The organism is Paraburkholderia sp. C35 (genome assembly GCF_003121405.1).
GTDB lineage: Bacteria > Pseudomonadota > Gammaproteobacteria > Burkholderiales > Burkholderiaceae > Paraburkholderia.
This window is the reverse complement of record NZ_QBUY01000062.1, coordinates 1-13,112: the sequence shown is the minus strand read 5'-3', so window position 1 is coordinate 13,112 and position 13,112 is coordinate 1. Positions and strand designations below refer to the sequence as shown.

The window sequence follows — 13,112 nt, the reverse complement described above, 5'->3', positions numbered from 1 at the left end:
GCGGTTATTGCACGCTTTTTGCACACCTATTGCGCGCTTACTGCATGTACCAACCGTGGCTGACGATGAACGATTGGCCCGTCAGCGCCGCCGTCGGGAACGACGACAGGAACAGCACTGTTTGCGCGACGTCTTCGACCGTCGTGAAGATGCCGTCCACCGTACCGCCCAGCATCACGCGCTTGACCACTTCTTCCTCGCTGATGCCCAGCTCCTTGGCCTGCTCGGGAATCTGCTTGTCGACCAGCGGCGTACGCACGAAACCCGGACATACGACATGCGAGCGCACGTTATGCTTCGCGCCTTCCTTCGCGAGCACGCGCGACAGACCGAGCAGTGCGTGCTTGGCCGTCACATAGGCCGATTTCAGCGGCGACGCTTCATGCGAGTGCACCGAACCCATGTAGATCACGATGCCACCGCGATCGACCTTGTACATGTGCTTGAGTGCCGCCTTGGTGGTGAGGAAGGCGCCGTCGACGTGAATCGCCTGCATCTTCTTCCAGTCCGAGAACGAGTAGTTTTCGATTGGATTAACGATCTGGATGCCGGCGTTTGAAATCAGGATATCCACCGAGCCGAGTTCGGCCGCGACCTTATCGATGCCCTGGGTGACGGCGTCTTCGTTCGTCACGTCCATCGCGACGCCAAGCGCCTTGCCGCCTGCCTTGTTGATTTCTTCGGCGACGGCGTTTGCGCCGTCCTGGTTCAGGTCCGCGATCGCGACGGCCGCGCCCGCCGCCGACAGCGTCAACGCGATCTGCTTGCCGATGCCGCTCGCCGCACCCGTGACGACGGCGACCTTGCCTTTCAGACTCTCATTCGATGACGACATCCAGAACCTCCATGCAGTTGATTGAGCAATGAAAATATGGCGCGCAGGCAGCATCAAGCTGGCTGAATGGCATATGCCGTTCGGTCGATTGCTGCACTGCGGCCGGTTCCGCTATTGTGCATGAACCGGCGCGAACTACACATGCAAAGGCACGTCTTAAAGATTCGGATTATCGTGTTGGGTTCCAGCACGACATTCACACAAGGAGATCTGGATGAACTACCGACGTCTCGGCCGTTCCGGCCTGCAAGTCAGCGAACTGTCCATCGGTTCATGGGTGACTTACGGCAATCAGGTGGACCGAAGCGCCGCGCGGGAATCGCTGGCGGCTGCGCGCGACGCGGGCGTGAATTTCTTCGATAACGCCGAGGTCTATGCGGGCGGCAAGTCCGAGCAGATCATGGGCGAAGCGCTGAAGGAACTGAACTGGCCGCGCGTGAGCTACATCGTCTCGACCAAATTCTTCTGGGGGCTCAACGAGGCACCGAACCAGTATCACACGCTCAACCGCAAGTATCTGCTGAACGCAATCGACCATTCGCTCAAGCGTCTGCAACTCGATTATGTCGATCTCGTGTTCTGTCATCGGCCTGACCCAAACACGCCCGTCGAAGAAACGGTCTGGGCGATGAGCGACATGATCACGCGCGGCAAGGCGCTCTACTGGGGCACGTCCGAATGGAGCGCCGATGAAATTCGCGCAGCCTATGAGATTGCCGAGCGTCATCACCTGCACAAGCCCGTGATGGAGCAGCCGCAATACAACCTGTTCCATCGTAAGCGCGTCGAGCAGGAATATAGCCGGCTGTATGAAGACATCGGTCTCGGCCTCACCACGTGGAGCCCGCTCGCTTCCGGTTTGCTGACAGGCAAGTACCGTAACGGCGTACCAGCAGGCAGCCGCGCGGACCTGCAGGGCTACGACTGGCTGCGCAAGGAACTGACGGATTCGGGCAAGAACAATGTGGTCGGCCAGCTTGGCACGATCGCCGATGAGCTTGGCTGCACCATGGGGCATCTAGCGCTCGCGTGGATCCTGAAGAATCCGAATGTCAGCACGATCATCACGGGCGCGTCGCGTGTCGAACAGATCGCGGAAAACATGAAAGCGAAGGACGTGGCCGAACAGATCACGCCGGAACTCAAGGAAAAGATCGAATCGATCGTCGGCGACGGTTATCAGTAAGCGTTTGGGATTACGCGCAGGCCGGCTGCATGTTGCTGGCGGTCTGCGCAGTCAAGTTGCTGCGGCGGGCTGCGGCGCCCGCTCGCGTACAATACGCAGCCCCAACGTTTGACCGTGCGGCCGCAATGCTTTGCAGCGCGTCCGCATAAACCTGTCTTTCTTCAGCGCCTTCATCGCCATGCTCAGTTACCGCCACGCTTTTCACGCAGGCAATCACGCCGACGTCCTCAAGCACGCCGTTGTCGTGCAGTTGCTGCGCTACCTTGGACAAAAGGACAAGGCGTACTGGTACATCGACACGCACGCGGGCGCAGGCGTCTATTCGCTGAAGGAAGGCTACGCGACCAAAACCGCCGAGTTCGAAACGGGCATCGCCAGATTGTGGAACCGCAAGGATCTGCCGCCCGTGCTCGCCGATTATGTCGATGAAGTGTCGGCGCTGAATCCCGACGGCGAGTTGCGTTATTACCCCGGCTCGCCCTATCTCGCATGGCGTCTGATGCGCGAACAGGACCGCATGCGGCTGTTCGAATTGCATAGCACCGAGATCGACGTGCTGCGGCATAACTTCCGCGACGCCGGCCGCCGCGCGATGCTGTTCGCAGGCGATGGCTTCGATGGCATCAAGGCACTGCTGCCGCCCGCGCCACGTCGCGCGCTGGTGCTGGTCGATCCGTCTTATGAAGACAAGAAGGACTATGCGCGTGTGCTGAACTGCGTTGAGGAAAGTCTGAAACGATTTGCGACCGGCACCTATGCGATCTGGTATCCGCAGGTCGCACGGCCAGAATCGCAGCGCTTTCCCGAGCAACTGAAACGGCTGCAGGACAAGAACTGGCTGCATGTTTCGTTGACGGTCAGCAACCCGCCTGACGACGGTTTTGGACTCTTCGGCAGCGGCATGTTCATTCTGAATCCGCCCTACACGCTGGCGAAGATGATGAAGGACACGTTGCCGTGGCTCGTCGAAGCGCTTGGAGAAGACAAGGCCGCGCAATTCAAGATCGAGCATCGCGGCGACTGAGCCGCCGCGAGCCTTGCAACGCCGTGCGCCCTATTTGACCTGCTCGGCCGCCTTGCGCGCGAAGTCGTTCGTGTAGGTCGCTTTCAGATCGACCTTCGACGCATCGAGCCGCGTATCGAACGATGAGAGCGCACGCAACGCGGTCGGTGGGCCGTCGGCGGGCATCATGCCATCCGGTGAATACGCCTCGCGAACGTTGTGAAACGCATCGATGTAAAGCGCCTTGTCGTTCAGCAGATACGCAGCAGGCACCATCTTCACGATATCGGCGTCGCTTGCCGTCTGAAGCCAGCGATCAGCACGCACGATTGCATTGGCCAACGCCTGAGTCGTCTTCGGATTTTTCTGGATAAAACTGTCCGATGCGTAGAGCGTCGCGGCGGGCATCGTGCCGCCGAACACGTCCTGCGTACCCTTCACGGTGCGCGTATCGATCAGCACCTTGATATCGCCCGAGCGCTGCAGTGTGGTCATCATCGGTTCGACGTTCGACAGTGCGTCGACCTGTCCGTTGCTCACGGCCGAAATCACCGTCGCCCCGCTGCCGACGCCAATTACCGAAATATCGCTACGTTGCACGCCCGCCTTGCGCAGCGCGACAGTCAGAACCAGAGCGGTCGACGAACCCGGCGCGCTCACGCCGACCTTCGCGCCTTTGAAATCGGCCAGTGACTTCAGCGTATCGGCCTTGCCTTTCGTCACTGCGACGGCAATCTGCGGTGTGCGGCCCATCAGCACGAACGCGCGGTAGTGCTGGCCTTTGGCTTGCATGAAGATGGTGTGCTCGTACGCGCCGGCGCCGACGTCCGCGCTACCGCCGACCACTGCTTCCAGCGCCTTCGATCCACCTGCGAAATCCTCCAGCGTCACATCGAGCCCTTCGTCCTTGAAGAAGCCAAGCTGAGACGCGGTCAACACAGGAAGATAGTAAAGGCCCGGCAAGCCGCCGACGGCCATCGTCAGCGCCGGTTTCTCGGGCGTGTCCTTTGCGATTGCAGGGTGTGCCGCAAGTGCCAGCAGCGCCGCACACACACTCGTCGTACGGCGTAACCAGAGGTTGCGCATTCGTCGTCTCCTGTTCTGTTCGAATTGTTCGTCTCGCGGCGCGGAACGCGTGAAATACGCGTCGGCGGGCGATGATCGCGCAACGATTGTCGTCTGATGAACTGGCGTGCGCCATGCGCCGAAACCCGAATAATCAGAGCGCTGCTGGGCTCCGCCAGCCGGATTACTGCGAGTGCGGTACCGTCAGCACGCGCGGCTGAGGTCTCGGTTGAGGCTGTGGCGTCGGCGTGGGATATGGCGTCGCCGAACCGCCCGGCACCTGGATATACGGCGCGACGATATAAGGCGGAGCGCCGTTGGGCGTGAGTTCCTGGGGCGCGGCGATGGGCTGCGCTTCGACGATACGGCTGTGCGACAGCGGCGCCGTCTGCAGCACGGTGCCGCCCTGGCCGTCGCTGATGCCGCCCTGGGTGTCGAGAACCAGCGGCGGGCGGCTCGTCGACGAAGCAGCAAATCCCGTCGATGCTGCCCCGAGCAGTACGACAGTCGCTGCCGTTCGCAGCCAGAGAATCGAGTGGTCTGAAAACATGGGCGCCCCGGATGTTTGTAGGAATGCCGGTTATCGCGAAAACATCATACCTTACCGCGGCGCACGTTTTTGAGCTAGTCGCCGGCGCCCAGCGTAGCGCAATCGACAGGCTCCAGATGTGACAAAGCCCCGTAAAACGGGGCTTGATCTAGCAACCGGGGCTCGTTTTCGAACGTTACCGTACGAGCCGGTGCGTACTGCTTACAGCGAGTAGCCGCTGGTTTCGAGGTTGCGAATACGCTGCTCGAGTTGGACGATGTCCGACGATGCTGCCAGGTAGGCCTCACGGCGGCTACGTTCAGCAGTTTCAAACCAGTTGCTCAGCTTTTCGATCAAAAACGCAAACATGATGAACTCCAAGGATCAGTTAAGAATCCCCGGTGAATTGGGCATCAGGGATTTCCCGTAAGAGGGTTAACCCGAATTATAGCGCGTCGGTGCCACCTTGCCAGTGAATTGCACGAATGGCGTGCATTCCGGTTTGGAATGGTGCACGTTAATTTCTTCATCAAAGCGTTGATTTGTGGTCATTTTTTCGACAAAGATCGAAAAATCAGCCGGTGGCCAGCCTGCTTTTGCACCATCTCGGTGCGCACACGGCGATTACCCACAACGTTGCGTCACTGTTTTTCAATCGCCGTGACAATGCGGCGCAGTTGCCGGTGAATCCAGGGCCGCCAGGCTTTCGATGATCGGGCAATCCGGACGATCGTCTCCGTGACAATGGTTGGCGAGATGCGCCAGCGTGTCGCGCATCTCCGTTAACTCGGCGATACGGCGATCCAGCTCGGTCACATGTTCCAGCGCAATCGATTTCACCTCTGCGCTCGCGCGCGACCGGTCGTGCCACAGTGCGAGCAGCTTGCGGATATCCTCGACCAGAAAACCGAGACGCCGCGCCTGACGGATGAAACGCAGCGAATGCACTTCCTGCGCGCCGTAAACCCTGTACCCCGCCGAGGTCCGCTCCTTCGCCGCGAGCAGGCCGACGCTCTCGTAGTAGCGGATCATCTTCGCCGTCACGCCCGACGCACGGGCCGCTTCACCAATGTTCATCGCTGGTTCCCCACTCTGCTTTCACGATATGTTGCATGATTCTTGACCTTCCCACAGTGGGAAGGTCAATCATGTAGTTGCCGGTCGACAGGCATAATTCAACCGTTGCAGGACTTATCAGCTAGAGGACAAGCATGAGCATCGAATTCAAGGTAGAAGGCATGAGCTGCCAGCATTGCGTCGCAGCCGTCACGCGCGCCATCCAGGAACAGGACGCGGGCGCACAGGTCCAGGTCGATCTGTCGGCGGGCAAGGTCGCCGTCCAGTCGGGCGCATCGGTGGACTCGCTCCAGGCGGCCATCGATGAAGCCGGCTACACCGTCGTCGGCGTCGGCGTCGGCAGCAACTGAGCGGGGAAAGCACGCATGTTCAAAGTGGCTGTTATCGGTGCATCGGGTCTGCTGGGGCGCGCGATCGTCAATGAACTGGCGCAGCAGCGCGATTGGGGACTCGTTCAGACCACCTTCAGCCGCTCCGCCGCGCACAGCGTCAGGCTCGACATTCGCGATGCCGACGCTGTCGCGCAGTTCGTCGAACGCGAGCAACCCGATGCAATCGTCATCGCGGCCGCCGAGCGGCGTCCCGATGTGTGCGAAAACGACCCGGCGCTCGCCCGGGCGTTAAACGTGGACGCCGTGCGCGCCATTGCCTCGGCGGCGCGGCGGCGCGGCGCATGGGTGCTGTCCATTTCCACCGACTACGTGTTCGACGGCACGCAACCGCCCTACCGTTACGACGCCGCGCCGTCGCCGATTAACGCCTATGGCCGCAGCAAACTGGAAGGCGAACGGGCGCTGATCGAATCGACGAATCTTGGCTGCGTACTGCGCCTGCCCTTGTTGTTCGGGCCGATCATCGGATGGCAGGAGTCGGCCGTGACGAGTCTCGTAACCGCGATTGCCGCATCGGCGCGCACGAGGCCAGAAGCGAAACCTGCCGTGATGGATGCGTGGGCCATCCGTTATCCGACGTTTACGCCCGACGTCGCCGTGGTCGTGCGTCAATTGCTGGAGCGGCATGCGCGCGGCGAAGCGGTGTGCGGCATCACGCAGTGGTCTGGCGACGAGCCGATGACGAAGTACGACATCGCTCAGCGCCTCGCGAACGCACTGGATATCGACGCGCAATTGACGCCGCAGCACACGCCGACCGACTCGACGCCGCGTCCGCATAACTGCCATCTCGATTCGGCGCGACTCGAAGCGCTCGGTATCGGGCGACGCACACCGTTCGATACGGCGATCCACGAAGTACTCGCGCAATTTCCGTGGCGCGGTTAGCGCGTTACCCGGCGCGATACGTGTCAGTGGAAATCACGGCTCACCGATTGCAGGCCGCCCAGCAGATGCGACATATCGACGAGCCGTTGCGCCACCAGATGCCGCACTTCCCCTTCGCATTGCCACGTGCCATAGACGGCGAGCAGCGACGCGCCGAGCGCCTCTTTCCGCTGTCTTTCCAGCAGGCTCGGCCAGATGATCACATTGACGTTGCCCGTTTCGTCCTCGATCGTCACGAATAGCACGCCCTTCGCCGTGCCTGGCCGCTGCCGCACGGTGACGATGCCGCAACCGCGCGCGAGCCTGCCATTGCGATAGTCGCGCAACGCCGACGCCGGCATCAGCCGCTGTTCGAGCAACGCAGGCCGCAGCAACTCCAGTGGATGACGGCCAAGCGTCAGTCCCACCGAGCGGTAATCGGCGACGATATCCTGCGCTTCCGAAGGCGCGCCGAGCTCGGGCGTATCGTCCTGAACGGCGGCGACCGACAGCATGTCCTTGTCGGGCACGGCATCCACCGAATGCCACAACGCTTCGCGCCGGTTGCCAGCCAGCGACGACAACGCATTCGCATCCGCGAGCACATGCAGATCGCGCCGGTTGAGTTGCGCGCGGCGCGCGAGATCGTGCACGCTTCGGAACGGCCTCACGGCGCGCGCGTTCTCGATGCGCTCCGCTGCGCCGTCTTTCATGCCGCGCAACAGCGACAGACCGAGACGCACCGCGCGCCGTGCATGACCTTCCACGATTTCAAGCGATGACTCCCAGCCGCTCACCGTCACATCGACAGGCAACACCATCACGCCATGCCGCCTTGCGTCCTGCACCAGTTGCGACGGCGAATAGAAACCCATCGGCTGGCTGTTGAGCATCGCGGTGAGAAACGCTTCAGGTTCATGGCATTTCAGCCAGCTGCTCGCGTAGACCAGCAACGCGAAACTCGCCGCGTGGCTCTCCGGAAAACCGTATTCGCCGAAGCCCTTGATCTGCTCGAAAATCGCTTCGGCAAAACTCTGCTCGTAACCGCGCTCCTGCATGCCGTTGACAATACGGTCGTAGTACTTTTCCAGGCCGCCTTTACGCTTCCACGCGGCCATCGCGCGACGCAACTGATCGGCTTCGCCGGGCGTAAAGCCTGCCGCGAGAATCGCGACCTGCATCACCTGCTCCTGGAAAATCGGCACGCCGAGTGTGCGCTCCAGCGCGATCTTCAGTTGCTCGCTCGGATAGCTGACGGGTTCGAGCTTCTGCCGCCGCCGCAAATACGGATGCACCGCCCCGCCCTGAATCGGCCCCGGCCGCACGATCGCGACTTCGATCACGAGGTCGTAGAACTTCTGCGGACGCAGACGCGGCAACATGCTCATCTGCGCGCGCGACTCGATCTGAAACACGCCGATCGTATCGGCGTTCGAGATCATGTCGTAGGTTGCCTTGTCTTCGGGTGGAATGTCCTGCATCTCGAAGCGCTCGCCGCGCTGTTCCGCGACGAGATTCAGCGTGCGGCGAATCGCCGACAACATGCCGAGCGCAAGCACATCCACTTTCAGCAAACCAAGCGATTCGAGATCGTCCTTATCCCATTCGATCACCGAGCGATCAGCCATTGCCGCGTTCTCGACGGGTACGAGCCGCGTGAGCTTGCCGCGGCTGATCACGAAACCGCCCGAATGCTGCGACAGATGACGCGGAAAATTGAGCAGTTGTGCTGCGAGCCGCGCCCACGCCTGGATCATCGGTTTCTCGGGATCGAGGCCGGACTCTTCAAAGCGCTTGAGCAGATCGTGACTCGTATCGAACCAGTGATGCGACTTCGCGACGGTATCGACGATCTGCGCATCGATGCCGAGCGCCTTGCCCGTTTCGCGCAACGCGCCACGTGGTCGATACGTGGACACCGCCGCCGCAATCGCAGCACGGTCGCGCCCATACTTGCGATAGATGTACTGGATCACCTCTTCACGCCGCTGATGCTCGAAGTCGACATCGATATCGGGCGGCTCGCCGCGTTCTTTTGAAATGAATCGCTCGAACAGCATGTTGCCGCGCGCGGGATCGACCTCCGTCACGCCAAGGCAATAGCAGACAGCCGAATTAGCCGCCGAGCCGCGTCCCTGACACAAGATATGTTGACTGCGCGCATAACGCACGATGTCGTAGACGGTCAAAAAATACGGCTCGTAGCCGAGATCGGCGATCAGCGCGAGTTCATGCTCGATCTGTTCCTGCACGTTGAACGGAATGCCCGACGGAAAGCGATGCCGCGCGCCGATGTATGTCTCCTGCCGCAGATACGCGGTCGGTGTGAAGCCTTCGGGCACGAGTTCGTCGGGATATTCATAGCGAAGCTCATCGAGCGAAAACGCACAGCGCGACAGCACACTGATCGTCTCGCGTATCGTGTGTTCCGGATAGAGATTCGCGATCCGCAAACGCGAACGCAAATGCTGCTCGGCATTCGGCGCGAGTTCATAGCCGCATTCGTGCACCGGCTTGCCGACGCGGATCGCCGTCATCGTGTCCTGCAGCGGTTTGCGCGAACGCACATGCATCACAACGTGACCCAATGCGACGACGGGCACGTTTTGCTTCCCCGCGACATATTCGAGCGCACCACGATGAATATCATCCATCGCGCGCTGATGCAGCACGAGACCAACCCACGCGCGACCTGGAAACGTCTCGTCGAGCCATGCGATCTGCGCGTCGAGCACCGCTTCGTTCGCAGGAAAATCCGGCACGAGGATCGCGAGACAATCGGGCATGCCGCGCAGATGCGCATACTCGCGCTCGGGTCGCGACAGATCGTGCGGCGTCAGCCGATACTCGCCCTTCGGCGCGCTCGTGCGCGCAAGCGTGATCAACTCCGACAGATTGCCGTAGCCCTCGCGATTCTGCGCTAGCAGGATCAGACCGAACGCGGGCGTGCCATCGGCATTGCGCAACTGGAAGTACGCACCGATCACGAGCGGCAAGCCCACTTCCTTCGCCGCGACATGCGCGCGCACGACGCCCGCAAGCGAGCATTCATCCGTGACGGCCAGCCCCGAATAGCCGAGTTGAAACGCGCGCTCCGCCAGTTCTTCCGCGTGCGATGCACCGTGCAGAAACGTGAAGTTCGAAAGACAGAACAGTTCGGCGTAGGCCGGCAGTACGTTGAAGGTCGTATCCATCGCGCGTCATCCGAACAGGCCGTGCAGGAACCAGCGCGGCTCCTCTTCGGCATCGCGGCTGCTGACGCGCTCGCGATACACCCAGTAACAGCTGCGGTCTTCGCCTTGCATGACGAAGTAATCGCGCGTGACGAGCACGCCATCGAACCAGCCCGCTTCGATCCGCTCGCCCGGTGACGCGAACTTCAGCGGCGAGCCATAAAACGGCCGATGCTGGCGCATCAGCAGGCGCACGGGTGTCGCGAGCATCCATGTCGGGCGCGGCAAGCCTTTGGGCAACTGGCGTTTCTTTTCCACGTGATGGATCGGCAGCCAGCGGTTGGCGATTTCAGGGCGATAATCGGCGGTCGGCACAGAACGCAGTACGTTCTCTTCGCCGTTACGCGCGATCAGCAATTCGAGCAGGCGCGCATGATCCGCCGGCGAGCCGCCTGGCTGCGGAAACAGTTGATCGGTCGCAGGCTCGGCGGCCTCGACTTTCGATGCATCGAGCCGCAACACAATCGCAGGCGCCTCCAGCGTCAGACGATGCAAGCGCTCCTTCACTAGACGCAGCAGATGATCTTCGCGCCACGCGGCCTCACCCAGCGCGATGTCGATCGACGTCGGCGCGATCGCGTCGCGGCCGCGCTCATGTTCGAACGACAGCGTGATCGCCGTGACGGCCAGTTGCTTCGCGCATAGCCAGCCGCACAACTGCACGATCAGCCGATGCGCGGCAAAGACGGCGCCGTCCGCATCTTCCAGGCGATCGGGCAATTCGAGACGCGCGTTGAACGTGGGCGGCAGTTCGAGCCAGTCGAACAGTTCCGGCGCGGTGCCGAACGCGCGGTCGAGCGAATCCAGCAGATGCTCGCCGCAACGCCGCTGCAAACCCGCGCGCGGCAAACGACGCACATCGGCGATCGATTCGCAGCCAAGTCCGCTGAACCAGTCGGCAAACGGCCGGATTTCGGGCACGGCGAGCATCGGCAGCGGTTCGAGCACGCGCTCGAGCGACGCGAGCTGCAGCACGCGCCGGTTGCCGTATTTCGCCAACAGCCATGCGCCCTGCCCGGTCGGTGCGGCGCTGATACGCGCCGTCAGACCGAGCGCATCGAGCATCGCCTTCGCCTGCCGGCACAGTGATAACAAACCACCGAAAAGCCGCAGACTTCCGCCGACTTCGACGAGCACGGTGGCATCGTCGAGCAGCGTGACATCGGGTGAAAACTTCATCAGCGCCATGCCGACGTCCCGTTGTGTTGCTTGCTCGCTCGCGATGTCGCGTTCATACAGGGCCGTTTCCGGCGATAGCGTCAGTACGCCGCCGCGCTTCATTCCCAACCGTACGCCTGCCGCGCGCGCCGCACTGTCGGCGATCGTGACCTTGTCCTTCTCCAGCACCACGCTGCCGTGCGCGGGTTCAGGCGACCACCTCGGTCGGAACACTTCGAGCGGCAACTTCGGCAAGTGGACGGCGAGAAAGACGCGCATGACGGGAAAACAGAACGGGTGTGGGTTGAAGAGGAATCGACAGCGGCTCCGCGCGTGTTGGGCCTCGTCGTTTCACGATGTCGACCATCAGGCCGTCGGCCGATGGTCGTAAGGCAAGCCGCAATAAAGCCGGCGATGAGTCAGGAGCCGATGTGAGCGGCCGGACCATGATGAAGAGCGTCTCGGACGACTGCGCCGCCAGATGCAACCGACGCAACGACGACGCCTGCGCATGCTGCGCCCACAGGATCAGCGCGCCACAGGTGCCGGCGCGCAGAATCTGCTCGGCGGACCAGAAGGCGTCGGCGCTGGTTTGCGCTTTCACGTGCAGCAACCTGTCGAGCGAGAGACCGATGTAATCGAGACCTAAGCCGTCTGGGATATGCGGCGGCTGCACCAGCGCGATCGGACGATCGCCCATGGAACTCAATGCGGGCCGCAACAGGCGCATCTCGCCTACGCCCGGCACCTGAACGAGCAAATCGACCAGCGCGCCGATGGGCCAGCCGCCGCCGGGCAATTCAGTCGATAGCGCCGGATAGCCGGTGTCGAGCGTGCGCCGGCCGCCGCGTGCGAGCTGCGAGGCTCGCCACAGCGAAGGATGAATCTCATCGACGCGGGTAGCTGTGGATGACATCGGCGTAGGAAAATACCTGTATATTTATACAGTATCCTACACGCAAATGATGATGGGAATGGCGCCCTTTTTGAGAGGGTTGGGGTGATTTATTGGAGTGTGAAGGCGTAGTTAAGACATCTCGTCAGATGTTTTAACGGGCCTTAACAGGGTGGAGCGCGAATGGATATTGGAAGGTTGCGGAGACGCTGGAGTGGTCAGCGGTTCGGAGGAGGATGGGAGAAGATTGATCGCGGCTTAAAATCTCTAGACGTGGATCGAAGCGGCGTGACGCGATATGAGTCGAGTCAGCTCAGATACGGTACCGTCTGCGTTAAGTGAAGTATTGACGTCGTGCGATCGTACAAGTGAAGCATTGAGCTTGCGCGGGAGGTTTCAGGTCGCGGTGAGATCGGTGTCGCACCCTGCGTGGATACGGTTTTGCCGCTTCGCTTTTTAAAGCGATCGTCTGATCAATCTGAATGCTCGCTGAGAACATCACGAGATTGACGGAGTGCTGGGGATGATGGAATTGGCGCTTGCCGGAAAGTGAGCGCCTAGTGCAGTGCGAAGTTGGCGCACTGGTTGAATACGCGCGATGTTTCGCGCGTTGTTGAGCGAGGAGTAGGCAGGAGTAAGACTGCTGCGGCCAAGTGCGACCGTTTTGCGGCTGGAGGACGTGTGAACGCGAATTCACGCCGCCCAAACGCCAAGACCCCGCTTTTGAGGGCGGGGTCTTGTCTTGGGTAAGGAGCCTGACGATTACCTACTTTCACACGGGCAATCCGCACTATCATCGGCGTAGAGTCGTTTCACGGTCCTGTTCGGGATGGGAAGGGGTGGGACCGACTCGCTATGGTCATCAGGCATGA

12 protein-coding genes and 1 rRNA gene are annotated in these 13,112 nt (G+C 61.3%); 4 read left to right on the top strand and 9 right to left on the bottom strand.

Translation table 11 applies throughout. From position 1 onward, the window contains the following. Window positions 1–37: 37 nt before the first annotated feature. A complete protein-coding gene (locus DK391_RS28410) occupies window positions 38–835 on the bottom strand; it encodes a 3-hydroxybutyrate dehydrogenase (protein WP_109481340.1) in 798 nt (265 codons plus the stop codon). 214 nt (window positions 836–1,049) lie between these two features. Between DK391_RS28410 and DK391_RS28405 the strand changes: the two genes are divergently transcribed. Both DK391_RS28405 and rlmJ read left to right on the top strand, forming a co-directional pair. Beyond that, entirely contained in the window at window positions 1,050–2,021 is a 972-nt protein-coding gene (locus DK391_RS28405; protein ID WP_109481339.1) for an aldo/keto reductase, read from the top strand. A 178-nt stretch (window positions 2,022–2,199) separates the two neighbouring features. After that, complete coding sequence (gene rlmJ, locus DK391_RS28400) at window positions 2,200–3,045, top strand: 23S rRNA (adenine(2030)-N(6))-methyltransferase RlmJ (RefSeq protein WP_109481370.1); 846 nt, start codon at window positions 2,200–2,202, stop codon at window positions 3,043–3,045. A 30-nt stretch (window positions 3,046–3,075) separates the two neighbouring features. Here rlmJ and DK391_RS28395 read toward each other — a convergent pair whose 3' ends face one another. The 4 genes from DK391_RS28395 to cueR all read right to left on the bottom strand — a co-directional run bounded on the left by DK391_RS28395 (window position 3,076) and on the right by cueR (window position 5,695). After that, the gene (locus tag DK391_RS28395) at window positions 3,076–4,110 is read right to left on the bottom strand and encodes an ABC transporter substrate-binding protein (protein WP_109481338.1); all 1,035 of its coding nucleotides are present in this window, start codon (window positions 4,108–4,110) and stop codon (window positions 3,076–3,078) included. A 163-nt stretch (window positions 4,111–4,273) separates the two neighbouring features. Continuing rightward, on the bottom strand, window positions 4,274–4,639 hold the full coding sequence (locus DK391_RS28390) for a hypothetical protein (RefSeq protein WP_109481337.1): 366 nt from the start codon (window positions 4,637–4,639) through the stop codon (window positions 4,274–4,276). 201 nt (window positions 4,640–4,840) lie between these two features. Beyond that, on the bottom strand, window positions 4,841–4,987 hold the full coding sequence (locus DK391_RS28385) for a DUF3563 family protein (RefSeq protein WP_109481336.1): 147 nt from the start codon (window positions 4,985–4,987) through the stop codon (window positions 4,841–4,843). Between the two features lie 282 nt (window positions 4,988–5,269). Beyond that, window positions 5,270–5,695 (bottom strand): Cu(I)-responsive transcriptional regulator, encoded by a 426-nt coding sequence (cueR, locus tag DK391_RS28380; protein WP_109481335.1) that lies wholly within the window; start codon window positions 5,693–5,695, stop codon window positions 5,270–5,272. Window positions 5,696–5,829: 134 nt separating this feature from the next. On the opposite strand from cueR, the gene DK391_RS28375 reads away from it, so the two are divergent. Together DK391_RS28375 and DK391_RS28370 are read left to right on the top strand one after the other, a co-directional pair. Beyond that, window positions 5,830–6,045 (top strand): heavy-metal-associated domain-containing protein, encoded by a 216-nt coding sequence (locus DK391_RS28375; protein WP_109481334.1) that lies wholly within the window; start codon window positions 5,830–5,832, stop codon window positions 6,043–6,045. 15 nt (window positions 6,046–6,060) lie between these two features. Beyond that, on the top strand, window positions 6,061–6,975 hold the full coding sequence (locus tag DK391_RS28370; RefSeq protein ID WP_109481333.1) for an SDR family oxidoreductase: 915 nt from the start codon (window positions 6,061–6,063) through the stop codon (window positions 6,973–6,975). Window positions 6,976–6,998: 23 nt separating this feature from the next. Here DK391_RS28370 and DK391_RS28365 read toward each other — a convergent pair whose 3' ends face one another. From DK391_RS28365 to rrf, 4 genes are all read right to left on the bottom strand, one after another. Then, a complete protein-coding gene (locus DK391_RS28365) occupies window positions 6,999–10,148 on the bottom strand; it encodes an error-prone DNA polymerase (protein WP_109481332.1) in 3,150 nt (1,049 codons plus the stop codon). Window positions 10,149–10,154: 6 nt separating this feature from the next. Then, entirely contained in the window at window positions 10,155–11,624 is a 1,470-nt protein-coding gene (locus DK391_RS28360) for a DNA polymerase Y family protein (protein WP_239482979.1), read from the bottom strand. Next, window positions 11,554–12,261 carry a translesion DNA synthesis-associated protein ImuA gene (imuA, locus tag DK391_RS28355; RefSeq protein WP_109481330.1) on the bottom strand — a complete coding sequence of 236 codons (708 nt, stop codon included), beginning with the start codon at window positions 12,259–12,261 and terminating at the stop codon, window positions 11,554–11,556. Before imuA ends, DK391_RS28360 begins: the two co-directional genes overlap by 71 nt. A 732-nt stretch (window positions 12,262–12,993) precedes the next feature. Then, a 5S ribosomal RNA gene (gene rrf / locus DK391_RS28350) occupies window positions 12,994–13,107 on the bottom strand. Window positions 13,108–13,112 lie beyond the last annotated feature (5 nt).